Source organism: Streptomyces sp. HUAS TT11 (assembly GCF_051553595.1).
In the GTDB taxonomy this organism is placed as follows: Bacteria; Actinomycetota; Actinomycetes; order Streptomycetales; family Streptomycetaceae; genus Streptomyces.
On sequence record NZ_CP196184.1, the window covers coordinates 7,634,555 to 7,658,287 of the forward strand.

At 71.3% G+C, this 23,733-nt stretch carries 25 protein-coding genes and 1 pseudogene; 7 read left to right on the forward strand and 19 right to left on the reverse strand.

From position 1 onward, the window contains the following. Window positions 1–74: 74 nt before the first annotated feature. Together ACSHXN_RS34255 and ACSHXN_RS34260 are read right to left on the reverse strand one after the other, a co-directional pair. Window positions 75–266, reverse strand: coding sequence for a hypothetical protein (locus ACSHXN_RS34255; protein WP_355132721.1), 192 nt, complete (start codon window positions 264–266; stop codon window positions 75–77). Beyond that, the gene (locus ACSHXN_RS34260; RefSeq protein ID WP_438304868.1) at window positions 247–744 is read right to left on the reverse strand and encodes a low affinity iron permease family protein; all 498 of its coding nucleotides are present in this window, start codon (window positions 742–744) and stop codon (window positions 247–249) included. The genes ACSHXN_RS34255 and ACSHXN_RS34260 overlap by 20 nt, the downstream gene beginning before the upstream one ends. A gap of 189 nt (window positions 745–933) precedes the next feature. Here ACSHXN_RS34260 and ACSHXN_RS34265 point away from each other — a divergent pair, with 189 nt between their 5' ends. Next, window positions 934–1,410 carry a TIGR00725 family protein gene (locus ACSHXN_RS34265; RefSeq protein ID WP_355132717.1) on the forward strand — a complete coding sequence of 159 codons (477 nt, stop codon included), beginning with the start codon at window positions 934–936 and terminating at the stop codon, window positions 1,408–1,410. Here ACSHXN_RS34265 and ACSHXN_RS34270 read toward each other — a convergent pair. From ACSHXN_RS34270 to ACSHXN_RS34285, 4 genes are all read right to left on the reverse strand, one after another. Further along, on the reverse strand, window positions 1,391–2,344 hold the full coding sequence (locus ACSHXN_RS34270; RefSeq protein WP_356111184.1) for a GNAT family N-acetyltransferase: 954 nt from the start codon (window positions 2,342–2,344) through the stop codon (window positions 1,391–1,393). The genes ACSHXN_RS34265 and ACSHXN_RS34270 overlap by 20 nt on opposite strands. 116 nt (window positions 2,345–2,460) lie before the next feature. Beyond that, on the reverse strand, window positions 2,461–3,681 hold the full coding sequence (gene rocD / locus ACSHXN_RS34275; protein ID WP_438304871.1) for an ornithine--oxo-acid transaminase: 1,221 nt from the start codon (window positions 3,679–3,681) through the stop codon (window positions 2,461–2,463). Continuing rightward, window positions 3,678–4,490 (reverse strand): dimethylargininase, encoded by an 813-nt coding sequence (ddaH, locus tag ACSHXN_RS34280; RefSeq protein ID WP_331268245.1) that lies wholly within the window; start codon window positions 4,488–4,490, stop codon window positions 3,678–3,680. Before ddaH ends, rocD begins: the two co-directional genes overlap by 4 nt. Before the next feature lie 121 nt (window positions 4,491–4,611). Next, the gene (locus ACSHXN_RS34285) at window positions 4,612–5,115 is read right to left on the reverse strand and encodes an Lrp/AsnC family transcriptional regulator (RefSeq protein ID WP_355132711.1); all 504 of its coding nucleotides are present in this window, start codon (window positions 5,113–5,115) and stop codon (window positions 4,612–4,614) included. Between the two features lie 77 nt (window positions 5,116–5,192). Between ACSHXN_RS34285 and ACSHXN_RS34290 the strand changes: the two genes are divergently transcribed. Genes ACSHXN_RS34290 through ACSHXN_RS34305 form a run of 4 tightly spaced genes read left to right on the forward strand, consistent with a single transcriptional unit; the run spans window position 5,193 to window position 9,243 of the window. Further along, on the forward strand, window positions 5,193–5,951 hold the full coding sequence (locus ACSHXN_RS34290) for a LytR/AlgR family response regulator transcription factor (protein ID WP_355132999.1): 759 nt from the start codon (window positions 5,193–5,195) through the stop codon (window positions 5,949–5,951). Window positions 5,952–5,962: 11 nt separating this feature from the next. Next, window positions 5,963–6,319, forward strand: coding sequence for a hypothetical protein (locus ACSHXN_RS34295; protein WP_331268247.1), 357 nt, complete (start codon window positions 5,963–5,965; stop codon window positions 6,317–6,319). A gap of 9 nt (window positions 6,320–6,328) precedes the next feature. Beyond that, on the forward strand, window positions 6,329–8,041 hold the full coding sequence (locus ACSHXN_RS34300; protein WP_356111188.1) for a sodium/solute symporter: 1,713 nt from the start codon (window positions 6,329–6,331) through the stop codon (window positions 8,039–8,041). Beyond that, window positions 8,038–9,243, forward strand: a complete 1,206-nt coding sequence (locus tag ACSHXN_RS34305) for a sensor histidine kinase (RefSeq protein WP_438304874.1) — start codon at window positions 8,038–8,040, stop codon at window positions 9,241–9,243. Before ACSHXN_RS34300 ends, ACSHXN_RS34305 begins: the two co-directional genes overlap by 4 nt. Before the next feature lie 3 nt (window positions 9,244–9,246). On the opposite strand, the gene ACSHXN_RS34310 is transcribed toward ACSHXN_RS34305, so the two are convergent. From ACSHXN_RS34310 to ACSHXN_RS34330, 5 genes are all read right to left on the reverse strand, one after another. Further along, complete coding sequence (locus ACSHXN_RS34310) at window positions 9,247–9,405, reverse strand: hypothetical protein (RefSeq protein WP_355132705.1); 159 nt, start codon at window positions 9,403–9,405, stop codon at window positions 9,247–9,249. 935 nt (window positions 9,406–10,340) lie between these two features. Further along, complete coding sequence (locus ACSHXN_RS34315) at window positions 10,341–11,291, reverse strand: cytochrome c oxidase assembly protein (protein ID WP_355132703.1); 951 nt, start codon at window positions 11,289–11,291, stop codon at window positions 10,341–10,343. 103 nt (window positions 11,292–11,394) lie between these two features. Beyond that, complete coding sequence (locus ACSHXN_RS34320) at window positions 11,395–12,420, reverse strand: 6-phosphofructokinase (protein ID WP_438304877.1); 1,026 nt, start codon at window positions 12,418–12,420, stop codon at window positions 11,395–11,397. A gap of 234 nt (window positions 12,421–12,654) precedes the next feature. Beyond that, complete coding sequence (locus tag ACSHXN_RS34325) at window positions 12,655–13,383, reverse strand: type 1 glutamine amidotransferase (protein WP_355132699.1); 729 nt, start codon at window positions 13,381–13,383, stop codon at window positions 12,655–12,657. 19 nt (window positions 13,384–13,402) lie between these two features. Then, entirely contained in the window at window positions 13,403–14,641 is a 1,239-nt protein-coding gene (locus ACSHXN_RS34330) for a MurT ligase domain-containing protein (RefSeq protein ID WP_355132697.1), read from the reverse strand. Between the two features lie 142 nt (window positions 14,642–14,783). Between ACSHXN_RS34330 and def the strand changes: the two genes are divergently transcribed. Then, window positions 14,784–15,344, forward strand: coding sequence for a peptide deformylase (gene def / locus ACSHXN_RS34335; RefSeq protein ID WP_355132695.1), 561 nt, complete (start codon window positions 14,784–14,786; stop codon window positions 15,342–15,344). 72 nt (window positions 15,345–15,416) lie between these two features. Here the strand turns inward: def and ACSHXN_RS34340 are convergent, their stop codons facing one another. Continuing rightward, window positions 15,417–16,061: a TetR family transcriptional regulator gene (locus ACSHXN_RS34340; RefSeq protein WP_355132693.1), complete on the reverse strand. Its 645-nt coding sequence runs from the start codon at window positions 16,059–16,061 to the stop codon at window positions 15,417–15,419. Between the two features lie 189 nt (window positions 16,062–16,250). Between ACSHXN_RS34340 and ACSHXN_RS34345 the strand changes: the two genes are divergently transcribed. Continuing rightward, window positions 16,251–17,498 (forward strand): acyl-CoA dehydrogenase family protein, encoded by a 1,248-nt coding sequence (locus ACSHXN_RS34345; protein ID WP_355132691.1) that lies wholly within the window; start codon window positions 16,251–16,253, stop codon window positions 17,496–17,498. Here the strand turns inward: ACSHXN_RS34345 and ACSHXN_RS34350 are convergent, their stop codons facing one another. The 7 genes and pseudogenes from ACSHXN_RS34350 to ACSHXN_RS34380 all read right to left on the reverse strand — a co-directional run bounded on the left by ACSHXN_RS34350 (window position 17,499) and on the right by ACSHXN_RS34380 (window position 23,723). After that, window positions 17,499–18,056 carry a cupin domain-containing protein gene (locus tag ACSHXN_RS34350; RefSeq protein ID WP_355132997.1) on the reverse strand — a complete coding sequence of 186 codons (558 nt, stop codon included), beginning with the start codon at window positions 18,054–18,056 and terminating at the stop codon, window positions 17,499–17,501. It lies immediately after the preceding gene. A 211-nt stretch (window positions 18,057–18,267) separates the two neighbouring features. After that, a pseudogene (locus ACSHXN_RS34355) lies at window positions 18,268–18,651 on the reverse strand (cytochrome P450); the annotation flags it as partial. 35 nt (window positions 18,652–18,686) lie between these two features. Continuing rightward, entirely contained in the window at window positions 18,687–19,877 is a 1,191-nt protein-coding gene (locus ACSHXN_RS34360) for a type III polyketide synthase (protein ID WP_355803466.1), read from the reverse strand. 124 nt (window positions 19,878–20,001) lie between these two features. Continuing rightward, the gene (locus tag ACSHXN_RS34365) at window positions 20,002–20,232 is read right to left on the reverse strand and encodes a DUF6213 family protein (protein WP_059126737.1); all 231 of its coding nucleotides are present in this window, start codon (window positions 20,230–20,232) and stop codon (window positions 20,002–20,004) included. A gap of 25 nt (window positions 20,233–20,257) precedes the next feature. Next, window positions 20,258–21,643 carry an NADP-dependent succinic semialdehyde dehydrogenase gene (locus ACSHXN_RS34370; RefSeq protein WP_438304881.1) on the reverse strand — a complete coding sequence of 462 codons (1,386 nt, stop codon included), beginning with the start codon at window positions 21,641–21,643 and terminating at the stop codon, window positions 20,258–20,260. A 74-nt stretch (window positions 21,644–21,717) separates the two neighbouring features. Further along, window positions 21,718–22,188 (reverse strand): NUDIX domain-containing protein, encoded by a 471-nt coding sequence (locus ACSHXN_RS34375; RefSeq protein ID WP_355132685.1) that lies wholly within the window; start codon window positions 22,186–22,188, stop codon window positions 21,718–21,720. Then, on the reverse strand, window positions 22,185–23,723 hold the full coding sequence (locus ACSHXN_RS34380) for an ATP-dependent DNA ligase (protein ID WP_438304884.1): 1,539 nt from the start codon (window positions 23,721–23,723) through the stop codon (window positions 22,185–22,187). The genes ACSHXN_RS34375 and ACSHXN_RS34380 overlap by 4 nt, the downstream gene beginning before the upstream one ends. Between the last annotated feature and the right edge of the window lie 10 nt (window positions 23,724–23,733).

Consider the following 23,733-nt stretch of genomic DNA (forward strand, 5'->3'; position numbering starts at 1 on the left):
GGCGGGCCGCACACGCTTCGTGCGGCCCGCCGGGGCGGACCGCACGAAGCGTGTGGATGTCGCGGAGCGGGAGGTCACTGGTATTCGTCGTCCCCCTGCTCGAGGGAGAACGTCCTCTCCTCCGTCCGGCGGCCGTCCTGCCGTCGCGCGTCCTGCCGGTGCTGACGTTCCTGGCGCTCCTGCTCCTGGGCGCCGAGGGTCTCCTCTGTCATGTCCCTGAGGTGGCCCGATTCATCCGCGTACCGGTCATGTTCCCGATCGGTCATGTCGGCTCACTCCTCGACGAGGTGAGACAGGGGCGCAACTCCGCCCCCGATCAGCCTGGCACGAGTCGGATTCCCCTGCATATCGGCGGAGTGCGGGGCACGCGGGGTGCCTTATGTCTCCTCCTCCATACGGATCGACTCCCTGAGCTGTTCCATGGCGGGGCTGTCTTTGCCATCGTTCATTTCCAGCAATGCGCGCGATCGCGTCGAGCTTGCGCTGTACGGCGTGCTCTGCCCGCATCTCCGAGTTCTTGAGCAGCGCGAGGAGGAGCAGCGTGACCGCCGTCATGGACTCCCCGGCGAGCAGGAGCCACTCCAGCGGGAGCTTCGCCACATGGGCCGAGACGAAGAAGCCGACCAGGGCCAGGCAGATCAGGAAGAAGAGCGGGGAGCTCGTCAAATTGGAGACTTTCTCCGCGAGTTCCTCGAATCTGCCGCGCCGCGGACCGCCGCGCTCGGCGGGACTCTGAAAGGTCATGGCGGAAGAATCACCCGGCTTTGCCCGCGGCCGGGGGAGGCCCTACCGCCGAGCGGTCCTCCTGCACGGGGCATGCACCCGCGCGGGGGACCTTCGCGGCCGCGGCCCCTTGTGGCACCGGGACCCCCGGTGAGGCTGTGGGCCGTGGCGGTCCGCCGGGCGTAACGTGCCCGCGGGAGGTGGGCCGGCATGGCGGTGCAGGTGGCGGTGTGCGGACCGGCGCGGTGCGGCGAGCGGGAGTGGGACCTCGCACACGAGCTGGGGCGGCTGCTCGCCGAGCGGGGAGCGGTGGTGATCTGCGGCGGGCACGGCGGGGTGATGGCGGCCGTCGCGGCGGGCGCACGGTCCCGCGACGGCCTGGTGGTCGGAGTGCTGCCGGGCCCCGATCGCACGGGTGCCGGGCCCGATCTGAGTGTCGCGATCGCCACCGGTATGGGGCAGGCGCGCAACGCGGTCATCGTGCACAGCGGGGACGCCGTCGTCGTGGTCGGCGGATCCTGGGGGACCTTCTCGGAGCTGGCGCTCGCGATGCGCCGGGGCGGTGTGCCGGTGGTGCAGCTCGGCGACGGCTGGCGTCCGGTCGACGCCGACGGCCGGGATCTGCCCGGCGTCGGTTACGCGCGGACGCCCGCCGAAGCCCTCGACCTCACCGGGCTGTGGCCCTGACCGGCAGTTCGACCTGCCAGGTGTGCACGGCGTAGTGCAGGGCCATGCCGTGGCGCAGATACAGCCGCAGCGCCTCGGAGGTGTTCTGCGTGTCGACGCCGAGGCCCACCGTGTCCCGCCCACGGGCCGCGAAGGCGCCGAAGGCGTGCCGTAGGAGGTGGCTGCCGATCCCGCGGCCCCGGGCCGCCTCCAGGACGCCGAGATGGCGGATCCAGCCCATGCTCGTGTCGTCGTTCCTCGCCATGAGGACGCCCGCGTCGCCGAAGCCGGCCAGGGAGGCGATCCACACCAGTGACCAGTCGGTCCGGTCGGGGCCGAGACTCTCCAGCCATTGGTCGTAGGGGCGCGGGTGGTACTCGAAGTGGTCGGCGAAGGCGGCGTCCAGCAGTTCGTGCACACGCCGGCGGTCGGCGTCCGTGCGGCACTCGCGCGGCGTCACGCCCGTCACCGGGCCCGGCACGGGCAGTGGGTCCCCGGCCGCCGACAAGGGGCGGGTGAGCACGTTGAACCGCCGTATCACCCGCCAGCCGCGGGCGGCGAGCAGCGTCGTGTCCAGGGTGGGGGAGGAGTTGAGGTACAGGTGCACCACGGCGCTCGGGGCGCCGTTCTCCGCGGCCTTCTGCGCCGCCCGGGCCTCCATCAGCTCCAGCAGCCGACGTCCCGCCGCGTCCTCGGCGGGAAGCGTGTACAGGTCGACGTCGATCCGCTCTCCGCGGGCCACGTCCCACAGCAGCCCGTACGCCACGAACCGGCCGTCCCCGTCGACCCCGACCCATGAATCCCGCGCGAGGTCGACCCCCGGACGCCGCAGATCGGACTCGACGGTGTGCGGATCGGTCTCCGGCCGCCCGATCTCGGCCAGATCGACGGCGTTCAGGAGTTCGCACAGGCCGGTCACGTCGTCGAGGGCGGCCGGGCGCACGGTGAGGGTCATCCGCTCACTGTCGGGGAACCGTCCCGGACGCCGCAAACGGATTCGGGCGCGCCCGGGGGCCGTACGCGGGCACGGCGCCCGGGGCGGTTCCCGACCGTCCCGGGCGCCGTGCCGTGTCAGGCCGCCAGCGCCTTCTCCAGCGTCTCCAGGGCCGACCGCAGTTCCGCGTCCGTGACGGTCAGCGGCGGGGCCAGGCGGATCGTGGAACCGTGGGTGTCCTTGACCAGGATTCCCTCCTGCATGAGCCGCTCGCTGATCTCGCGGCCCGTGCCGATCGCGGGGTCGACGTCGACGCCGGCCCACAGCCCGCGGGAGCGGAAGCCGACGACGCCCTTGCCGACGAGCGCGGCGAGCCCGTCGCGCAGCACCACACCGAGCTCGGCCGCCCGCCGCTGGAACTCGCCCGTCTCGAGCAGGCCGACCACCGCGGAGCCCACCGCCGCCGCCAGCGGGTTTCCGCCGAACGTCGAGCCGTGCTCACCGGGCCGCAGCACGCCGAGGACGTCCCGGCCCGCCACCACCGCGGACACCGGCACGATGCCGCCGCCGAGCGCCTTGCCGAGCAGTACGACGTCCGGTACGACCCCTTCGTGCTCCACGGCCAGCGTGCGGCCGGTGCGGCCGAGGCCCGACTGGATCTCGTCGGCGATGAACAGGCACCCCGCCCGGCTGGTGAGGGCACGCACCCCCGGGAGATATCCCTCGTCGGGGATGATCACGCCCGCCTCGCCCTGGATGGGCTCGATCAGCACGGCCGCCGTCGTCTCGTCGACCGCCGCCTCCAGCGCGGCCAGGTCGTTGTACGGAACGATCCGGAATCCCGGTGTGAAGGGGCCGAAGCCCGAGCGTGCCGTCTCGTCCGTGGAGAAGCTGACGATCGTCGTGGTGCGGCCGTGGAAGTTGCCGGACGCCACCACGATGGTCGCCCGGTCGGCCGGGACGCCCTTGACCTTGTACGCCCACTTGCGGGCCACCTTGACGGCGCTCTCCACCGCCTCCGCGCCCGTGTTCATCGGCAGCACCATGTCCTGGCCGGTGAGCGCGGCCAGGGACGCGGCGAACTCGGCCAGTTGGTCGTTGTGGAAGGCGCGGGAGGTGAGGGTCAGCCGGTCCAGCTGGCGGTGCGCCGCATCGACCAGTACCGGATTGCGGTGCCCGAAGTTGAGGGCGGAGTAGCCGGCGAGCATGTCGAGGTAGCGGCGGCCCTCGACGTCCTCGACCCAGGCGCCCTCGGCGCGGGCGACGACCACCGGAAGCGGGTGGTAGTTGTGCGCGAGGACCGGCTCCTCGGCACGGATCAGCTCGGCGGACGAGCGGGTACGGGCGGGTGCGGTCATGGGCGGATCTCCTGAGTGCAGCACTTGATGCCGCCGCCAGCCTTCTGGAACTCCGACAGGTCGACGGGGACGGGGTCGTAGCCGTGCTCGGTGAGCCGGGCGGCCAGCGCCTCGGCCTTCGGGGCGATGAAGACATGGCGTCCGTCGGAGACGGAGTTGAGGCCGAAGGCCATGGCGTCGTCGTGGGTGGCGAGCACCGCGTCCGGGTACAGCCGGGCGAGGACCTCGCGGCTGCCGGGGGAGAACGCCTCCGGGTAGTAGGCGATGTTGTCGTCGTCGAGGACGAACAGCGCCGTGTCCAGGTGGTAGAAGTACGGGTCGACCAGGGTCAGGCTGATCACCGGGTGCCCGAAGAACTCCTGGACCTCGCGATGCGCCTCGCGGGTCGTACGGAATCCGGTGCCGGCGAGCACATAGCGGCCCGTCCACACCAGGTCGCCCTCGCCCTCGCAGACGGACTCGGGGCGATGGACGGTGTAGCCGGCCGCCTTGAACCACGTCTCGTAGTGGAGGGACTCGGGACGCCGCTCGGGCGCGTGGAACAGGGAGCCGAAGACACGGCCGTCGACGACGACCGCCGAGTTGGCGGCGAACACCATGTCCGGGAGACCGGGGACCGGCTCCACGGTGTCCACGGTGTGGCCGTGGTCGCGGTAGACGTGGATCAGCGACTGCCACTGATCCCGGGCCAGATCCACGTCCACCTGCAGGTCGGGATGCATCCAGGGATTGATCGCGTACTGCACGGCGAAGTGTCTGGGTTCGCAGACGAGGAAGCGCCGCCGCCGCGGCACACGGATGTCGGGCACAGAGGGGTTCCTCCGCTTCCTGGGGCGTTGACAGGGTGAGACCAAGGTAGGAAGCGACGGGGACGGCCGACAAGCAAGGATGGCTGCGCGTCGACGCATGAATGATGCGTCTTCGGGCTGGTCAGCGCACGTCTGCTGCGCTGTCGGGGGCGACGTGGCTCGCGCCCGCCTCAGGGCTCTCCGGGAGCAGATGGGACAGTACCATCACGCTGATCGTCTTCCGGATGAACGGCTCCGTGCGGATGCGTTCCAGCACCTCCTCGAAGTGCCCCACGTCCCGCGCCCGCACGTGCAGCAGCGCGTCCGCCCCGCCGGTCACGGTCATGGCGGCCGTGATCTCCGGATGGTTGCGCACGACCTCCGCCAGCCTCCGGGGCGGCGCCGCGCCCTCGCAGTACACCTCGACGTACGCCTCCGTGCGCCAGCCCAGCGCCGACGGCTTGACCGTGGCCGTGAACCCGGTGATCACACCCGTCTCGCGCAGCCGGTCCACCCGGCGCTTGACCGCTGTGGACGACAGGCCGACGGCCGCGCCGATCTCGGCGAAACTGGTCCTGGCGTTCGCCATCAGGGCGGTGACGATCTTCCGGTCGAGCTCGTCGAACGGCGCTGGCCTGCTGTTCATGCGGGCACTGTATCCAGCGGGAACGTCCATGCTGCGCACATGTCCACACGTGCGGAATGCTCCTAGACTCCACGTTCATGCTGCGCGCCCTCGCCGTCGACGACGAACGCCCCTCTCTCGAGGAGTTGTTGTATCTGCTGCACGCGGATCCGCGGATCGGCAGCGTGGAGGGCGCGAGCGACGCGACGGAGGCGTTGCGCCGCATCAACCGTGCCCTGGAGTCCGGGCCCGCCGGCCCCGACGCGATCGACGTGGTCTTCCTCGACATCCACATGCCGGGACTCGACGGCCTCGAGATGGCCCGGCTGCTGACCGGGTTCGCCCGGCCGCCGCTGGTGGTGTTCGTCACCGCCCACGAGGGATTCGCCGTACAGGCCTTCGACCTCAAGGCGGTCGACTACGTCCTCAAACCGGTGCGCCGCGAACGGCTCGCCGAGGCCGTGCGCCGGGCGGCGGAACTGCGGGAGGCCACACCGCTGATACCCGTGCACGAGCCCGACCCTGACCACATATCCGTGGAGCTCGGCGGTGTGATGCGGTTCGTGCCGGTCGAGGACATCACCCATGTGGAGGCGCACGGCGACTACGCCCGCCTGCACACCGCCCAGGGCAGCCACCTGGTCCGCATCCCGCTGTCCACCCTGGAGGAGCGCTGGCGCACGCGCGGGTTCGTCCGCATCCACCGCCGTCACCTCGTCGCCCTGCGCCATGTCGACGAACTCCGCCTGGACGCGGGCACGGTGAGCGTCCTCGTGGCCTCGGTCGAACTCCAGGTCAGCCGGCGTCACGCCCGTGAGCTGCGGGATCTGCTCATGCGCCGGACCACCGGCCGATGAGGGGCAACGGCGTGCCCCAGGACCCCACCGAACGGCGTGTCGTCGTCACCGGTCCGCCCCGGCGTACCCGCAGGACCTCCGGGTACTACCGGCCGCGTACCGAGATCGACGAGCAGACCACGCTCGGCCACACCTATGTCCGCTCGTTGATGCGCAGTCAGCTGCGTGTGGCCGTCGTCGTGTTCACCGTGCTGGTCCTCCTGGTGGGGCCGCTTCCCCTGGTGTTCGCCACCACACGGAACGCGGGCCTCGAATGGGTGGTGCTCGGCTTCTGCCTCTACCCGGCGCTCGTCCTGCTCGCCCGCTGGTACGTGCGCCGCGCCGAGCGCAACGAAAGAGACTTCGTCCGGCTCGTCGAGGACCGCTGAGGGACCGTCGTGAACCAGAACTACGTCGTTCCCGCGGTCGCCCTCGTCGTCCTCGCCACGGTGCTCGTCGGCGCCTTCGGGCTGCGGATCTCCCGCACCACGTCCGACTTCTACGTCGCCTCCCGCACGGTGGGGCCCCGTCTGAACGCCGCCGCGATCAGCGGTGAGTACCTCTCCGCCGCCTCCTTCCTCGGCATCGCGGGCCTTGTCCTCGTCCAGGGCCCCGACATGCTCTGGTACCCGGTCGGCTACACCGCGGGCTATCTCGTCCTGCTCCTGTTCGTCGCCGCCCCGCTGCGCCGCTCCGGTGCCTACACACTGCCGGACTTCGCCGAGGCCCGGCTGGCCTCGCATCCCGTGCGCAGACTCGCCGGGGCCTTTGTCGTCGGCGTCGGCTGGCTGTACCTCCTGCCCCAGCTCCAGGGCGCGGGACTCACCCTGACGGTGCTCACGGGTGCGCCCGACCCGCTCGGCGGGATCATCGTGGCGGTCGTGGTGGTCGCGACCGTCGCCGCCGGCGGTATGCGCAGCATCACCTTCGTCCAGGCGTTCCAGTACTGGCTCAAACTCACCGCTCTGCTTGTGCCCGCGCTCTTCCTGGTGCTGGCCTGGCAGGCGGACGGTGCGCCGCGCGGGGCCTTCGCCGAGCCGCCGGCCTTCCGCGACCACCGGGTGGTGCGGATCGACGAGAGCCTCGATCTGAAGCTGTCCCGCCGGCTCGACGTCACGGCCACGGGCACGGTCGACGGCCGGCGGTACACGGAGCAGCGCGTGGACCTGGCCCCCGGCGTCCACCACATCGAACGCGGTACCCGGCTCGCCTTCGGCAAGGGCGACCGGGTCCCCGTCGCCGACGGCGGCGGCAACGGCGACATGTCGACATCCCCTGAATCCGGCAGCGAGGAACGCCCGCTGTACGCCACGTACGGACTGATCCTCGCCACGTTCCTGGGCACCATGGGGCTGCCGCATGTGGTCGTCCGCTTCTACACCAGCCCCCACGGTGTCGCGGCCCGTCGCACGACGGTCGCCGTGCTCGCCCTGATCGGCGCCTTCTACCTCCTGCCGCCCGTCTACGGGGCTCTCGGGCGGCTCTACGCCCCCGAACTCACCCTCACCGGGGACGCGGACGCCGCCGTGCTGCTGCTGCCCGACCGGATGATCGGCGGAATCGGCGGGGACCTGCTGGGCGCGCTGGTGGCGGGCGGGGCGTTCGCGGCCTTCCTGTCCACGGCCTCGGGACTGACCATGGCGGTGGCGGGAGTGCTCACCCAGGACGTGCTGCCGACGCGGGGCGTACGCCACTTCCGGCTCGGCACGCTGCTGGCCATGGCGGTGCCGCTGGCGGCGAGCGTCCTCGTCGGCGGGCTCCCCGTGGCCGACGCGGTGGGGCTGGCGTTCGCCGTGTCGGCGTCGTCCTTCTGCCCGCTGCTCGTCCTCGGCATCTGGTGGCGCCGGTTGACGCCGCCCGGGGCCGCCGCGGGCATGCTGGTCGGGGGCGGTTCCGCGTTCGTCGCCGTCACGGCGACCATGGCCGCCTATCCGGGCACCGGGACCCTGCACGCCCTTCTCGCCTGGCCCGCGCTCTGGTCGGTGCCGCTCGGATTCCTGACCATGGTGCTCGTGTCACTGGCGACGCCGGGGCGGGTGCCGGCCGAGACGGACGCGATCCTGGCCCGGTTCCATCTGCCCGAGGAACTGCGGGCGGAGGTGAAGGCGTGAGCGGCTTCCTCGCGGGTCTGTGCGTGGCCGTACTCCCGCTGCTGGCCGCCGGGTTCTGGCTGGGGCGGCGCACCGCGCGCCCCGAGAGTCTCGGCGGGCTCGGCACCCCCGTCGAGCACGCCACCTTCCAGACCCTGCACACGGCTTCCCTGGCGGCTCCGCCGCTGCGTGCGGGGCTCACCGGGGAGACGGCCCGCAAGTCCGCACGCCGGCTGCGCACACTGCTCGGCACGGACGCGCTGTGCCTCACCGACAGGGCGGCGGTGCTGGCCTGGGACGGCGCCGGGGAACACCATCGCGACGAAGTGCTGGGCCGGCTCGTCGGCCCGCTGGAGACCGGCCGCGGTGAGGCCTTCCGCCTGCGGTGCGACGAGCCGGACTGCCCGCTGCGCTGGGCCGTCGTCGCCCCGCTCACGGTCGACGACCGGGTGCACGGCGCTCTGGTGGCCTGCGCGCCCCGGGAGTCCGCCGTGCTCGTCCGGGCGGCCGCCGAGGTCGCGCGATGGGTCTCCGTGCAACTGGAGCTGGCGGACCTCGACCAGTCCCGAACCCGGCTGATCGAGGCCGAGATCAAGGCGCTGCGCGCGCAGATCTCCCCGCACTTCATCTTCAACTCGCTGGCAGTGATCGCCTCGTTCGTGCGCACGGATCCCGAGCGCGCCCGCGAACTTCTGCTGGAATTCGCCGACTTCATCCGCTACTCCTTCAGAAGCCGCGGCGACTTCACCACGCTCGCCGACGAACTGCACGCCATCGACCACTACTTGGCGCTGGTGCGGGCCCGTTTCGGCGACCGCCTCTCGGTCACCCTGCAGATCGCCCCCGAAGTGCTGCCGGTCGCCCTGCCCTTCCTGTGTCTTCAGCCGCTGGTGGAGAACGCCGTCAAGCACGGTCTGGAGGGGACGGCCGACAAACGGCACATCAGCATCACGGCGCAGGACACGGGCGCCGAGGCCCTGGTCGTCATCGAGGACGACGGCTCAGGCATGGACCCCGAGCTGCTGCGCCGGATCCTCGCCGGAGAGGTCAGCCCGTCGGGCGGCATCGGCCTGTCCAACGTGGACGACCGGCTGCGGCAGGTCTACGGCGACGACCACGGGCTCGTCATCGAGACCGCGGTGGGTGCGGGCATGAAGGTCACCGCCCGGCTGCCGAAGTACCAGCCGGGGGTGCACTCGGCGGGTCGGTTCCCCCGGCAGTGACCCTCAGGAATTGCGGGTGGCGACCATGCCGAGGGTGATCAGGCCGAGCACGATCCAGCCGAACCACAGCCAGCCGCTGCCGCCGAGCGCCACCGTGTAGGCCGTCACCACCACGAGCCCACCTACGGTGAGCACCCCCATCGCCTTCGTGGAACCGGGCATCGCAACACCCTCCTCATGGTTCGTCGCTTCCCATGGTGCCCCGTTCTGTCTGCGTACGGTGCAGACGACCGGATGAGTTCCGGACATCCAGGCACCTTTGCCCGTCCACGAGGCCGATGCGCAGCGGGACAAGTGATGGCCGTACTCGCTCGGCGGCACGTCCCGCGCGCCTGCCGCGTCCGAGAGACTCCCGGTCTGCGCGAGGGCGGTGTCCGAGGCCAGCCGGGTGAAGCCGAGCATCTGCCGGTCGTGGTTCCCCCGGCAGGACACCGGCCGGCCTGCGACGGTCCCCGAGCGGCCCGTACACCGGTCCGTGCGCCCCCAGCGCCGGGCAGGCGGTGCGCCGCCCGGGCCGACTCGAAGCCGGCGCAGGTGGGCACCACGGCCAGGCTGCGGACGTCGGCGAGCCCTTCCCTGGCCTCCTGCGTCCGCTGCTCGCACTCGGCGCGTCCCCGGACGCGTGTCTTCTCGGCGGACGTGGTGGACACCAGGGCCATCACCTGCCCGTCCGGCGCCTTCCCGGCGCAGCCCCGGTCCACGGCCGGTCGTGGCGGTCCGCCCCGGAAGCGGACGCCGGGCCGGTCGGCGATGACACGGTCCCCGACCAGGACGAGTCCGGGGCCGCAGGCGGCCGGCGCGCGCAGCACGGGTGAGCGTTGCGGATGATGGTCGCGGCGGCCGAGCGGCGGGCCGAACCAGTGAAGCGTGATTGCCGCATCCGCCGAGGAGCGGTGCGCCGGCCGGCAGGAGACCGGTCCTCCGGACCGCCGATCTCCCGGCCCGTCGCACAAGAGCGCGCAGTGCCATCACCGCTCCCCCCGGGCGCTCCCGCTCACCCTGCGAAGCGGAGGCAGGGTGTCAGGCACCACGCTACCGAACCGGGCGGCAGTTCAGACAGGCTGAAGAGATAAGGGAATCAAGCGGTGCGACGGAACTCAGTTGCCGCGGGCGTTGAGCGAGGCGAGATAGGCGTTGTACGCCTCGAGTTCCTTGTCGCCGTCGCGGTCCGCGGCCCGGTCCATCCGTTTGGCCTGCCGCTGTTCGGAGCTGTACCACTGAAAGAGCAGGGCCAGGAGGACGAGCACCGAGGGGACCTCGCTGAACGCCCAGGCGATGCCGCCCGCCGAGGTCTGGTCCGCCAGCGCGTCGATGCCGAGGGAGGCGGGCGGGTGCTCGTACGTGCCGACCAGCGGGGTGGACGCCATCATCAGCGCGATTCCGAAGAACGCGTGGAACGGCATGCCCGCGAACAGCTCCAGCATGCGCATCAGATGGCCGGGGCGGTGCGGTCCCGGGTCGATGCCCATGATCGGCCAGAAGAACACCAGGCCGACGGCGAGGAAGTGCACCATCATCGCGATGTGCCCGGCCCTGGACGCCATCAGGAAGTCGAACAGGGGGCTGAAGTACAGGCCGTACAGGCTCGCGATGAACAGCGGGATCGTGAAGGCCGGGTGGGTGATGATCTGCATATAGCGGCTGTGCAGCAGCATCAGCAGCAGTTCGCGCGGACCCTTGCGGCCGCGGCCCGCGGTCGGCAGCGCGCGCAGCGCCAGGGTGATCGGCGCGCCCAGCAGGATCAGGATCGGGGCGAGCATGCTGATCACCATGTGCTGCACCATGTGCACGCTGAACATGACCATGCCGTAGTCGTTCAGCTTCGTGCACATGGACAGCATCACCATCAGCACGCCGACGGCGTAGGCGATCGTGCGGCCCACGGGCCACTTGTCGCCACGCCGGACCAGCCGTGCGACACCCCAGCCGTACAGTGCGAGCCCGGCCAGACAGGCGACGAGGAAGAACGGGTCCGTGGACCACTCCAGACCCCGTCCCAGCGTGAACGGCGGCAGATCCGTGGTCATGCCGTGCCCGCTGTGATCCATCCGCCGGCTCCTGATTCGTGGGGGTGTGCGCTGTCTGTCCGCACCAGAGTAGAACCGCCCCCGGTCGCGCTCGCGACCGGGGGCGGCTGGAGCCGGACGGTGCCTACAGGACCGTCTCGGCCTCGGCGTAGCGCTCGGACGGCACCGTCTTCAGCGTCTCCACCGCCTCCGCGAGCGACACCATCAGGATGTCGGTGCCGCGCAGCGCGGTCATCTTGCCGAACTCGCCCCGGTGCACCGCCTCGACGGCGTGCCAGCCGAATCGGGTGGCGAGCACGCGGTCGTACGCCGTCGGCGTGCCGCCGCGCTGGACGTGCCCGAGGATGACGGGACGGGCCTCCTTGCCGAGCCGCTCCTCCAGCTCCACGGAGAGCTGGCGCGCGATACCGGCGAAGCGCTCGTGACCGTAGACGTCCTTGCCGCCCTCGTCGAAGTCCATGGTGCCCGCCTTCGGCTTGGCGCCCTCGGCGGCCACCACGATCGCGAACCGCTTGCCGGCGTCGAACCGCTCACCCACCCGGGCGGCCAACTCCCCGATGTCGAAGGGGCGTTCCGGAACGACGATCGCGTGGGCGCCGGCCGCCATGCCCGAGTGCAGCGCGATCCAGCCGGTGTGTCGGCCCATGACCTCGACGATCAGCACCCGCTGGTGGGACTCGGCGGTGGTCTTCAGCCGGTCGAGGGCGTCGGTCGCCACGCCCACGGCCGTGTCGAAGCCGAAGGTGACGTCCGTGACGGCGATGTCGTTGTCGATGGTCTTGGGCACGCCGACGATCGGCAGACCGTTGTCCGACAGCAGCCGGGCCGCCTTGAGCGTGCCCTCACCGCCGATCGGGATGATGGCGTCGAGACCGAGCTCCTCGACATGGCCCCTGGCCCGCTCCATACCGTCCCGCAGATGCTCGGGGCGGACCCGGGAGGAGCCGAGGATGGTGCCGCCGCGAGCCAGGATGCCGCTCACCGCGTCGAGGTCGAGCTTGAGGTAGTCGCACTCCAGGAGGCCCTTCCAGCCGTCGCGGAAGCCGATGACCTCGTCGCCGTGGTCGACGACGGCGCGGTGCACGACGGACCGGATGACGGCGTTCAGGCCGGGGCAGTCACCGCCGGACGTGAGGACACCAATGCGCATAGCCCGAAATACCTTCTCCACGTGGGCCGGGGACCGGACCACGCTGTCCGGTTCGATCCCCGCCAGCCTACCGGCGGAGGGGGGCGGGGCCGCACTGTGCGTCCGCCTGCTGGACGCGCCCGCTCAGCTGTGCGGACAGGCCGTCAGACGGGCCGGTCCCGCCCGTCGGCCCGGCCGGCGTACACGCCCTCGGGTGGACGGCGGAGAACCGTTTCCGGGCCGGCGGGGCAGACCCTAGGCGGGCTGCTGGGCCGACGTGATGCGCTCGGTGCGCAGCGCCTCGTACCAGTGGTCGTCGACCGGCGGCAGCGCGTTCACGTCGAGCGCCAGTTTCAGCAGCATGTCCGCGATCAGCGGATTGCGTGCGAGGACGGGACCGTGCATGTACGTGCCGAAGACCGTGTCGTTGTACGCGCCCTCCGTACCGTCGCCCGTGCCGTTGCCCCGGCCGAGCCGCACCTGCGCCAGGGGACGGGCGGTGGGACCGAGGTGGGTGACGCCCTGGTGGTTCTCGAAGCCGGTGAGCTGGGGCAGGCCCAGGCGCGGGTCGATGTCCCCGAGCACGTCGCCGACGCACCGCTCGCCCTCGCCGCGCACCGACACCACGTCGAGCAGGCCGAGGCCCGGTTCACGCTGCCCGAGGTCGTTGACGAACTCGTGGCCGAGGATCTGGTAGCCCGCACAGACCGAGAAGACGATCGCACCGTTCTCGACGGCCCGGTACAGACCGCCGTCACGGCGCAGCCGCTCCGCCGCGAGCCGTTGCGGACGGTCCTCACCGCCGCCGATCAGGTAGATGTCGCCGGAGGTGGGGATGGGCTGGTCGCTGCGTACGTCCAGGCGTGCCACGTCGAGTCCGCGCTGACGGGCCCGGCGCTCCACGACGAGGGCGTTGCCCTGGTCGCCGTAGGTGCTGAGCAGGTCCGGGTAGATCCACACCAGACGCAGGCTGTTGTCACTCATCGAAGATCGTCCTTAGTGGTCAGTTGCCGACGCGGCGGCGCAGGTCCTGGAAGGCCGTGTAGTTCGCGATGACCTCGATCCGTCCGGGCGGTGCCTGCTGGACGGCCTGGTCGAGGTTCTCGCAGACCTGGAAGGACTGGTTCGCGACCTCCAGGCGCACGGCGAGGTCCAGCTTGCGGTCGCCGATGACGAAGATCGGGTGGCCGGTCAGCCGCGTGTAGTCGACGTCCCACAGCCAGGAGGTGTCGGTGCCGTCCGCGCCGCGGGCGTTCACCGAGAGGATCACCGGGGTCGGCGGCGGGTCAATGAGCGAGAAGGTCTCCAGCCAGCCGGCCGGGTTCTTCGCGAGCAGCAGGCGCAGGTCGCGGCCCTGGAACTGGACGACGTCGTAGCGCCCGGCCACCGCCTGGACCTGGTACATGCGCTCCAGGGCGACCTGCGGGGGCACGCCGAAGACGGCGGCCACCGCGGCCGAGCTGGCGGCGTTGGCCTTGTTGGCCCGGCCCGGCAGCTGGAGGTGGATCGGCCAGGCGGAACCGTGCGGGTCGAGGACATGGTCGCCGGACAGCGCCCAGGACGGGGTCGGCCGGCGGAATCCGCACTCGCCGCAGTACCAGTCGTCGCCGGGGCGCTGCATCACACCGCCGCAGGACGGGCAGGACCAGGCATCGTCCTTCCACATCTGCCCGGCGGCGACCCAGACCACGTTGGGCGAGGAGGAGGCGGCCCAGACGACCAGCGGGTCGTCCGCGTTGGCGACCACGACGGCCTTGGAACCGGCAAGCCCCTCGCGCCAGTTCTCCGCGAGCATGCGGGTCTCGGCGGCGCGGTCGAGCTGGTCGCGGGAGAGGTTGAGCAGCGCGATGCACTTCGGGTCGGTGTCCCGGGCGACGCCGGCGAGGTACTTCTCGTCGACCTCGATGACACCGAACTTGGCGTCCGAGCCGCCGGCCAGCGCCGAGGTGATGCCCGCGGGCATGTTGGCGCCGAGCGCGTTGGAGACGACCGGGCCCGCGGCGCGCAGCGCCTCGGCGATCAGCCGGGTGGTCGTCGTCTTGCCGTTGGTGGCCGAGACCAGGATCACGTCCAGGTTCTGGGCCAGTCGGGCGAGGAGGTCGGGGTCGAGTTTGAGCGCGACTCGGCCGCCGATCACCGATCCGCTTCCGCGTCCGGCGGCGCGAGATGCCGCAGCGACCGCCTTGCCCGCGGTCACGGCGAGCTTGGCCCGCGGCGTCAGCGGGTCCGAGTTGCCTGCCATCAGTTCTCGATCCTCCTTGCATACGGCGCCGCGCCCTGTCCCGGCAACGTGTGGACCTCAGCCTATCGAGATCCGTTCACGCACCCGAATCGTGGCACCACGCCGACGTTCGCGCCGCCTTGAGGACCGTACCCTTGCCGCCATGCGACATGGCTCGATCCCGGGCGCCCGAGGGCGCGTGAGGCCCGTCACCCTGCTCGGTGACCCGGTACTGCGCAACCCCTGCGAGCCGGTCACCGACTTCGGCCCCGAACTGGCCCGGCTCGTCGAGGACATGTTCGCCACGATGTACGCCGCGCAGGGAGTGGGCCTGGCAGCGAACCAGATCGGGCAGCCGCTGCGGGTGTTCGTGTACGACTGCCCCGACGACGAGGACGTCCGCCATCTGGGGCATGTGGTGAACCCGCGGCTGGTCGAGGCCGACGGGGTGGTGCTGCGCGGTCCGGAGGGATGTCTTTCCCTGCCGGGCCTCGAAGCGGGCACGGAGCGGTACGACCATGCCGTCGTCGAGGGCTTCACGGTGGAGGGCGAGCCGGTCACGGTGCACGGCACCGGCTGGTTCGCCCGCTGCCTGCAGCACGAGTGCGACCACCTCGACGGAGGCCTGTACGTCGACCGGCTCGACGGCCGCCGGCAGCGCCGGGTGATGCGGCAGGCGGCCAGGGAGTCCTGGGGCCGCCGGGTCGCCGCCGGCCCCGGTTAGCCGCGCCGGTCCGTGCCGTTCGGCGTCGGGTGGGTGCGCCCGGCCCCGGTGGAGCCGCCGCCGGGCGCCCGCTCAGAACCCCGGGCCGCCCACACGGTCCCCGGCGGCGGCCAGCCGGCCCCACAGCAGGTCCGCCAGGCTCCGCACCAACTCGGCCCGGGAGCAGGGCCGCTCGCCGAGCCACCAGTCGCCGGCCGCGTGCATCATCCCGACGATGCCGTGGCCCCAGACCCGCGCGAGCTGGTGGCTGCCCGGGCCGAGGTCCAGCCGCTCCTCGATGAACACGGCCAGCTCCTCACCCATCCGGCGCAGTACCGGGATGGAGTGCCGGCTCGTGTCGAAGCCCTGGTCGCTCGGCGTACCGCCCTCCGCCGGATGCATCAGGAAGCGATAGACCTGCGGACGGGCCTCGATCGCCGCGAGATAGGTGTCCAGCGTGGCCTCGACCCGCTCCCTCCGCTCGGCCGGGGCGTCCAGGGCCGCCCGCAGCGAGCCGAGGAGCGCGTCCGTGTGGCGCTTGGCGAGAGCGGCGTACAGGCCGCCCTTGTCGCCGAAATGGCGGTAGAGGATCGGCTTGGTGATGCCTGCCTCGGCGGCGATGGCGTTCATCGAGGCCCCTGGGCCGTCGCGCAGCACCACCCGGTCGGCGGCCTCCAGCAGCTCGCGCCGTCGGCGGTCGGCGGACCGCTGCTGATCGGCCCGCTGCGTGGTCTCCATGATCTCTCCCCACCCGTGCTGTATCGGTGACGCCTGCGCAAACTAACACTGAAACGCAGGTCGGTATCGAACGAGCTGCCGACCACCCGTCGAAGACCTTCGGCTCCGGCCGGGGAGTTGACTTTCCTACTGGTGAGTAACAGACTGAGGTTACCGCAAGTAACAGCTTAGCGCAGCGCTGGAGGGGACATGGCCGAGTTCACCATGGAGCTCAACGACGAACAGAAGGAGGTCCGGGACTGGCTGCACGGCTTCGCGGCCGATGTGATCCGCCCCGCGGCCGCCGAATGGGACGAGCGTGAGGAGACTCCCTGGCCGGTCATCCAGGAAGCCTCGAAGGTCGGCATCTACTCCCTCGACTTCTACGCCCAGCAGTACTTCGACCCCACCGGCCTCGGCATCCCCGTGGCGATGGAGGAGTTGTTCTGGGGCGACGCGGGCATCGCCCTGTCCATCGTCGGCACGGGCCTCGCCGCCGTCGGCGTCCTCGCCAACGGCACCGAGGAGCAGATCGGCACCTGGATCCCCCAGATGTACGGCGACCCGAACGACGTCAAGGTGGCCGCCTTCTGCTCCTCGGAGCCCGACGCCGGCTCCGACGTCGGGTCCATGCGCACACGCGCCGTGTACGACGAGGCCAAGGACGAGTGGGTGATCAACGGCACAAAGACCTGGGCGACCAACGGCGGCATCGCCAACGTCCATGTCGTCGTCGCGGTCGTCGACCCCGAGCTGGGTTCGAAGGGCCACGCTTCCTTCATCGTCCCGCCGAACACGCCGGGCCTCGCCCAGGGCCAGAAGTTCAAGAAGCACGGCATTCGGGCCTCGCACACCGCCGAGGTGATCCTCGACAACGTGCGCGTCCCCGGCTCCTGCCTGCTCGGTGGCAAGGAGAAGCTGGACGAGCGGCTCGCCAGGGCCCGGGAGAAGGCGAAGGCGGGCGGGGTGTCCCCGGGCGAAGGCTCGGGGCGGGTGAAGAACGCGGCCATGGCCACGTTCGAGGCGTCCCGTCCCGCTGTCGGCGCGATGGCCGTGGGCACCGCCCGGGCGGCCTACGAGGTGGCGCTGGACTACGCGAAGACGCGCGAGCAGTTCGGGCGGCCGATCATCGACAACCAGGGCGTGGCCTTCCAGATCGCCGACATGCGCACGCAGATCGACGCGGCGCGGCTGCTGGTGTGGCGGGCCTCGTGGATGGCGATCAACGGCAGGCCGTTCACGGCGGCCGAGGGCTCCATGTCGAAGCTGTTCGCCAGCGAGACGGCCAAGAAGGTCACGGCCCAGGCGATCCAGATCCTCGGCGGCAACGGCTACACGCGCGAGTACCCGGTCGAGCGGATGCACCGCGACGCAGGCATCTACACCATTTTCGAAGGCACGAGCGAGATCCAGCGGCTGGTGATCGCGCGTACCCTCTCGGGGCTGCCGATCCGCTAGTCACCGGTGCCTGAGCGGCGTCAGCTGCTCGATGTCGTACCGTCTGCGCAGTTCCTCGATCGCCTCGTGGTCCGGTGGTCCGGCCTGCCCCAGGATCTCCAGCAGCTCCTCGAAGTACCGTTCGTGATCGGGCGGCGGGGAGGCCTGGAAGAACATCTTCGCCGGGGTCTCCGTGGGGTTCGCGAAGGCGTGCGGGCACCCCGGCGGGACCACGATGATCGTGCCCGGGGTCGCCCGCACCACCCGGGTGCCCGACCGGGACTCCCATTTCTGCCAGTGGTCGGGGGTCCGCACGCGCGGTTCGAAGGCGAGCACGTCCAGCTCGCCCTCGAGCACGTAGAACAGCTCCTCGCTGCGTGTGTGCACATGCGCGCCGACGTCGAACCCCGGCGGCACGATCACCTCGAACGTGGACGCCGTGCGCGAGTGCGAGCCCGTCACCTTGAACGTCACATGCTGGGCCGGTGTGCGCACCACGCGTCCGTGGCCCGGCGGCACGAGCAGCCCTTCGCTCGCCCGGGCCTCGTCGCCCGCACCCGTGCCCTCGGCCGCCGCCATTCCTTCGGTCGTCGTCATGAGCCGCTCACCACGTCACAGGCGGGGCCTCGGGCCCACGGATCGACGCGCCCTTCCCGAAGGGGATCCGGGCGCGGGATACCGTGAGCCGCGGCCCCGGCATCCGGTCGAGAAGGGCGTCCACCAGCAGTCCGGCCCCCGGCCTCGCCGGCATGCCGCCGGGGCGGCAGTGCGGGCCGAAGCCGAACGCCCCGAGCAGCTCCCGCGCCCTCTCCCGCAGCCGGTCGACACCACGTGCCGTGAAGGCGGGCGCGACCGAGCGGCGCAGCCGGGTGCGGTCGGGCGGGTCGAGGAGGCCGACGGCGCCGGGCCGCGGCACGAAGTGCGCGGGGAACCGGGCGGATTGACGGCCCGCCACCGTCTCGCGGCCGGAACACGGAGCGTTCGCGACCGCGCGCACGGCGTCGTAGCCCGTCACGAGCCAGGACCGGCCCTCACCCTCGGGCAGTTCGATCCGGGTGACCGGGCCTTCGTGCATCAGCTCGGCCGGCGCCGGGTCGCATTCCACACCGATCGGCTCGGCGGCGGGCCGGGAGCGGACCGGCGGCAGGGTGCCGCTGATCGTCTCTTCGGTCATCTCGCGCCGCCTCACTGTCCGTGCCGGTGGTCGTCTCACTTGGACCCGTTGGCCGGGATGTGCCAGCGGCCCAACGCCATCTCCGCGGTGATGCCCGGTCCGAAGCCGGCCAGCAGACCGCGGGCCGAGTGCTCCGCGCCGCCCGCCTCGAACAGCCGGCGCAGGGCGTCCAGGACGACCGCGCTCGCGATGTTGCCGTACTCGGTGAGCGTGGCCCTGCTGAACCGGAAGGCATGGGGCGGCACCTGCAGAAACCTGCACAGATCGTCCAGGATGCGCGGGCCGCCCGCATGGACGATGTAGAAGTCCAGGTCGGAGGCGTCCCAGCCGTGTTGTCGCGCCAGTTCCTGAAGTGCCGGGGCGAGCGGTTCCATCGTGGTGGGAACCCGTTTGTCCAGCAGGAAGTGGAATCCGGTGGCCCGGACGTCGTACGCGATCCACTCCTCCGTCTTGGGGATCAGGTACGAGCCGTTGCGCTCCAGCTTGATGCCGGTACCGCCCTTGCCGCGGACGACCGCCGCCGCGATGCCGTCACCGAACAGGCCGTTGGACAGCAGTGAGCCGACGCCCAGATCGGTGGGCTGGTAGCACAGCGAGCAGAACTCGCAGGCCACGATCAGCGCGTTGGCGTCGGGGTACGCGGTGCAGAAGTCGTGCGCCCGGTTGATGGCCGCGCCGCCGGCGGCACAGCCCAACTGGGCTATGGGTATCTGCCGGGTGTCGGTTTCGAAGTCCATCGAGTTGATCAACCACGCGGTCAGCGAGGGCATCATGAAGCCGGTGCACGACACATAGATGATCACGTCGATGTCCCGGGTGAGCAGTTCGGCGTCGTCCAGGGCCTGCTGGACGACCGCGGGCACCCGGGCTTTGGCCTCGGCCTCGTAAAGGTTGTTGCGCTCCTCGAACCCGGGGTGCTTCAGCGTCTCCTCGATGGGCTGCACGATGTGCCGGGTTCGGACCCCGGTGTTCTCGATCAGTCGCAGTGCCAGCGGGAGTTGGGGGTGGTCCGGGTGGCGGGTACGCGCGAGTTCGAGCGTCTCCTCCATCGTGATCACGTATTCCGGAACGGAGACCGCGGGTCTGCACAGAGTCGCCATGGAGCGCGCCTTCTTTCGCCTTGGCGGGGGACTTTGCTCCCCCGGCGGAAGGGGGTGTTCACCCGTCTGCGGGTGCCCACCCACGATCACCCGGTGCCCCGGGGATATCTCGTCGGCGTACTCCACTTCAGCGATAAGCGCAGAGTGAACAGTTGATTACTATGGGTGATAGTTGCTGGTGGGGCCGGTCTCCCGGCCGAGGCGCGGTAGCCGCGGGGGCAACCAGCGCCCCGGTCGTCCTTCCCGTGCCCTAGCGGCGTGAACTGTGCGCGATGCAGGCCACGTCGATCCGGTCCGCCAACTTCGCGAGCTCGATGGTCAGTGTCGCCACCGTGTCCTCGTCCAGGCCTTCCTCGCCGGCCTCGACCAGGCGCACCCACCGGCCGCCGAGCGTACGCAGCAGCTTGCTGACGTCGGCGGCGGCCACCTGCAACGTGCCGTGGTCGTCGACGATCAGAGGGAGGGTCACTTCGCGGTTCACAGAGGGGATCGTAACCGTGGAACGCTCACGCTCCGTGCCATACCGTGGTGATGTTGCAGAACTCGCGGATTCCGTGCCCGGACAGCTCCCTGCCGTACCCGGAGCGCTTCACGCCGCCGAACGGGAACGCCGGATGGGATGCCGTCATCCCGTTGACGTACACGCCGCCCGCCTCGAGATCCTGTACGAAACGGTCCAGTTCGACGCCGTTGTGCGTCCAGACGTTGGAACTCAGTCCGAACGGCGTGTCGTTCGCCACCGCCACCGCCTCGTCGAGGTCCGCGACCCGGTACAGCGTGGCGACCGGGCCGAACGCCTCCTCCTGATGGATCCGCATCCGGGGGGTGATGCCGGCGAGGACCGTCGGCGGGTAGTACCAGCCCGGCCGGTCGGGGCGCTCACCCCCGCACAACACCTGCGCGCCCGCCCCGACCGCGTCCTCGACGAGTTCCTCCAGGTCCGCGCGGCCCTGTTCGGTGGAGAGCGGCCCGACGTCCGTCGCCTCCTCCATCGGGTCGCCGACCTTCAGTGCCGCCATGCCGGCCGCGAACCGTTCGGCGAAGGCGTCGAACACGTCCGTGTGCACGATGAACCGTTTGGCCGCGATGCACGACTGCCCGTTGTTCTGCACCCGTGCCGTCACCGCGACCTCGGCGGCCCGGTCGAGCTCCGCCGAGGGCATGACGATGAACGGATCGCTGCCGCCCAGTTCCAGCACCGTCTTCTTGACCTCGTCCCCGGCGACCGCGGCGACGGAGCGGCCCGCCGGCTCGCTGCCGGTGAGGGTCGCGGCCCTGACCCGCGGGTCGCGCAGCACCCGCTCGACGGCGCCGGAGCCGATGAGCAGGGTCTGGAAACAGCCTTCGGCGAAGCCCGCCCGGCGCAGCAGGTCCTCCAGGTAGAGCGCGGTCTGCGGGACGTTCGAGGCGTGCTTGAGCAGCCCGACGTTGCCCGCCATCAGTGCGGGCGCCGCGAAGCGGACCACCTGCCACATCGGGAAGTTCCACGGCATCACGGCGAGCACCGGGCCCAGCGGCCGGTAACGCACCAGCGCCCAGGAGGCGCCCGAGTCCTTCACGTCCCGCTCCGCCGGTTCCTCGTCGGCGAGCAGTTCCTCCGCGTGTTCGGCGTACCAGCGCATCGCCTTGGCGCACTTGGCGGCCTCGGCGCGGGCCTGCTTGATCGGCTTGCCCATCTCGGTGGTCATCACCCGCGCGATGTCCTGCTGGTCCTCGTCGAGCAGGTCGGCCGCCCTGTTCATGCGCAGCGCGCGTTCCGCGAACGTGGTCGTACGGTGGCTGCGGTAGGCGGCATCGGCGATGGCGAGCCTGCGTTCGATCTCCTCCTCGCCGAGGGCGTCGTACGTCTTGAGCGTCTCGCCGGTCGCCGGGTTCACGGTGGCGATGGGCATGGCTGACCTCCTGGGAACAGGCTGTGTCTCGACCTTCCCGCGCGACGGCGGCCACCGCAACGCGTACTGTGCACTCAGCCCGAGTGCTCCGCGAGCCGGTCGAGAAACGCCGCCTGGGCCGTCACGATCAGATCCCGGGCCCGGTCGAGGCCGAACCACTCCACGCGGTCCAGTTCGGGGAACTCCTTCAGCTGCCCCGACCTCGGCGGCCACTCCATGGTGAAGGTGCCCGGCACGACCGTCGCCGGGTCGAGGTCCGCCTCGACCGCCCACGCCGTGACGGTCTTGCCGCCCGCCTGCCGCACCTCACCGAGCGCAAGGGCCTCCCCGTCGGGCGGCGGCAGTCCCAGTTCCTCCTGGAACTCGCGACGGGCGGCGTCCCACGGGGGTTCGCCGGGCTCGTACTCGCCCTTCGGCAGGGTCCACGCCCCCGCGTCGCGGCGAGCGAAGAACGGGCCGCCCATATGGCCGAGCAGCACCTCCGGGCCGTGCTCGGTGCGCCGGAAGACCAGGAGGCCGGCGCTGCGCCTCGCCCGGCCGCTCACGGGGCCGCCTCGGGGTGGGCGGCCAGCACGGTCTCGACCGTGTCGGCCTCCTCGGGCCGCTTGTCCTCGCGGTAGCGCACCACCCGGGCGAACCGCAGGGTGACGCCCGCGGGATAGCGCGTCGACCTCTGCAGTCCGTCGTAGGCGATCTCGACGACCAGTTCGGGGCGTACGGTCACCACCCAGCCGGTGTCGTCCACGGCCAGTTCCCGCAGCCGCTCGGTCTGCCAGGCGAGCATCGTGTCCGTCATGCCCTTGAACGTCTTGCCCAGCATGGCGAAGGAGCCGTCCGGGTTGCGCGCGCCGAGGTGGAGGTTGGAGAGCTTTCCGGTCCGCCGGCCATGACCCCACTCGGCGGCCAGTACCACCAGGTCGAGGGTGTGGACGGGCTTGACCTTCAGCCAGGAGGCGCCGCGCCGGCCCGCGCTGTAGGTCGCGTCGAGCGCTTTGACCACCACCCCTTCGTGGCCGCGAGCCAGTGTCTCGGCGAGGAAGTCCTCCGCGGCGGGCACGTCCTCGGGCCCCTCCACCAGCGTGCGCCGCACCCGCATCGGCTCCGGGACGAGCCGGGCCAACTCGGCGTGGCGTCGGATGAAGGGCAGGTCCAGCAGGTCCCGGTCGTCGACGGACAGGACGTCGAAGAACACGGGGGAGACGGGCACGGCGGCGGCGGCCGTCGCCACGTCCACCCGTGACCCCACGCGTCCGGCGGTCTGCTGGAACGAGCGCGGACGCCCCTTCTCGTCCAGGGCGATGACCTCGCCGTCGAGGACGAACCGCTCGCCCGCCAGCTCCAGGGCGGCCGCGGTCACCTCGGGCAGGCGGTCGGTGATGTCGTCGAGCGTGCGGGTGTGGACGCGTACCGTGTCGCCGTCCCTGTGTACCTGGACGCGGATGCCGTCGAGCTTCTCCTCGACTGCGCAGGCGCCCAGCTTCGCGACCGCTTCCGCGACCGACGACGCCGTCCGCGCGAGCATCGGCAGCACCGGGCGGCCCACCGTGAGCCGGAACCGGTCGAGGGCCGCCGGGCCGTCGGCGAGCAGGGCCTGCGCCACGGTCTGCAGCGAGCCGGCCAGCATGACCGCCCTGCGCACGTCGGCCGGGACGGCCCCGGTCGCCTCGGCCAGGCCCTCGACGGCGAGGGCGTCCAGGGCGCCCTGGCGCACCTCGCCGGTGAGCAGTCCGACGAGGAACCGCTGCTCGTCCTCGGTGGCCGCCGCCAGCAGCTCGCCCACCAGCCGCCTGCGTGCGGTCTGCGACCCTGCGCCGGTCGCCGCCCCGATCCCGGTCAGCCGGTCGTCGACGTCGCGCACGGAGAGCGTCGGCCCTGCGGCGGGCGGAACCGGCTGACCGAGCAGCTTCCACCCGATGCCGAGCCGGCCCTGCGGCAGTCGCCCGGCCAGATACGGAATGACGATCGGCACGTCGTCCGGGTCGGCGGCCCGGAACAGCTCGCCGAGCAGCGCGATCTTCCGTGATCGCGCCGATGTGGCGGCGACCTCCCTGGACACCTGGGCGAGCCGGCTCAGCAGCATGCAGTCATGG

What these genes read in the sequence shown, in the direction of transcription:
- ACSHXN_RS34310 (WP_355132705.1), bottom strand. Translation starts at nt 9,405, where the DNA reads ATGCCCGGTTCCACGAAGGCGATGGGGGTGCTCACCGTAGGTGGGCTC.
- ACSHXN_RS34315 (WP_355132703.1), bottom strand. Translation starts at nt 11,291, where the DNA reads ATGGATCACAGCGGGCACGGCATGACCACGGATCTGCCGCCGTTCACG.
- ACSHXN_RS34380 (WP_438304884.1), bottom strand. Translation starts at nt 23,723, where the DNA reads ATGCTGCTGAGCCGGCTCGCCCAGGTGTCCAGGGAGGTCGCCGCCACA.
- ACSHXN_RS34320 (WP_438304877.1), bottom strand. Translation starts at nt 12,420, where the DNA reads ATGCGCATTGGTGTCCTCACGTCCGGCGGTGACTGCCCCGGCCTGAAC.
- ACSHXN_RS34350 (WP_355132997.1), bottom strand. Translation starts at nt 18,056, where the DNA reads ATGGCGGCGGCCGAGGGCACGGGTGCGGGCGACGAGGCCCGGGCGAGC.
- ACSHXN_RS34265 (WP_355132717.1), top strand. Translation starts at nt 934, where the DNA reads ATGGCGGTGCAGGTGGCGGTGTGCGGACCGGCGCGGTGCGGCGAGCGG.
- ACSHXN_RS34260 (WP_438304868.1), bottom strand. Translation starts at nt 744, where the DNA reads ATGACCTTTCAGAGTCCCGCCGAGCGCGGCGGTCCGCGGCGCGGCAGA.
- ACSHXN_RS34370 (WP_438304881.1), bottom strand. Translation starts at nt 21,643, where the DNA reads ATGCCCATCGCCACCGTGAACCCGGCGACCGGCGAGACGCTCAAGACG.
- ACSHXN_RS34325 (WP_355132699.1), bottom strand. Translation starts at nt 13,383, where the DNA reads ATGAGTGACAACAGCCTGCGTCTGGTGTGGATCTACCCGGACCTGCTC.
- ACSHXN_RS34290 (WP_355132999.1), top strand. Translation starts at nt 5,193, where the DNA reads ATGCTGCGCGCCCTCGCCGTCGACGACGAACGCCCCTCTCTCGAGGAG.
- ACSHXN_RS34270 (WP_356111184.1), bottom strand. Translation starts at nt 2,344, where the DNA reads ATGACCCTCACCGTGCGCCCGGCCGCCCTCGACGACGTGACCGGCCTG.
- rocD (WP_438304871.1), bottom strand. Translation starts at nt 3,681, where the DNA reads ATGACCGCACCCGCCCGTACCCGCTCGTCCGCCGAGCTGATCCGTGCC.
- def (WP_355132695.1), top strand. Translation starts at nt 14,784, where the DNA reads ATGCGACATGGCTCGATCCCGGGCGCCCGAGGGCGCGTGAGGCCCGTC.
- ACSHXN_RS34340 (WP_355132693.1), bottom strand. Translation starts at nt 16,061, where the DNA reads ATGGAGACCACGCAGCGGGCCGATCAGCAGCGGTCCGCCGACCGCCGA.
- ACSHXN_RS34345 (WP_355132691.1), top strand. Translation starts at nt 16,251, where the DNA reads ATGGCCGAGTTCACCATGGAGCTCAACGACGAACAGAAGGAGGTCCGG.
- ACSHXN_RS34255 (WP_355132721.1), bottom strand. Translation starts at nt 266, where the DNA reads ATGACCGATCGGGAACATGACCGGTACGCGGATGAATCGGGCCACCTC.
- ACSHXN_RS34330 (WP_355132697.1), bottom strand. Translation starts at nt 14,641, where the DNA reads ATGGCAGGCAACTCGGACCCGCTGACGCCGCGGGCCAAGCTCGCCGTG.
- ACSHXN_RS34285 (WP_355132711.1), bottom strand. Translation starts at nt 5,115, where the DNA reads ATGAACAGCAGGCCAGCGCCGTTCGACGAGCTCGACCGGAAGATCGTC.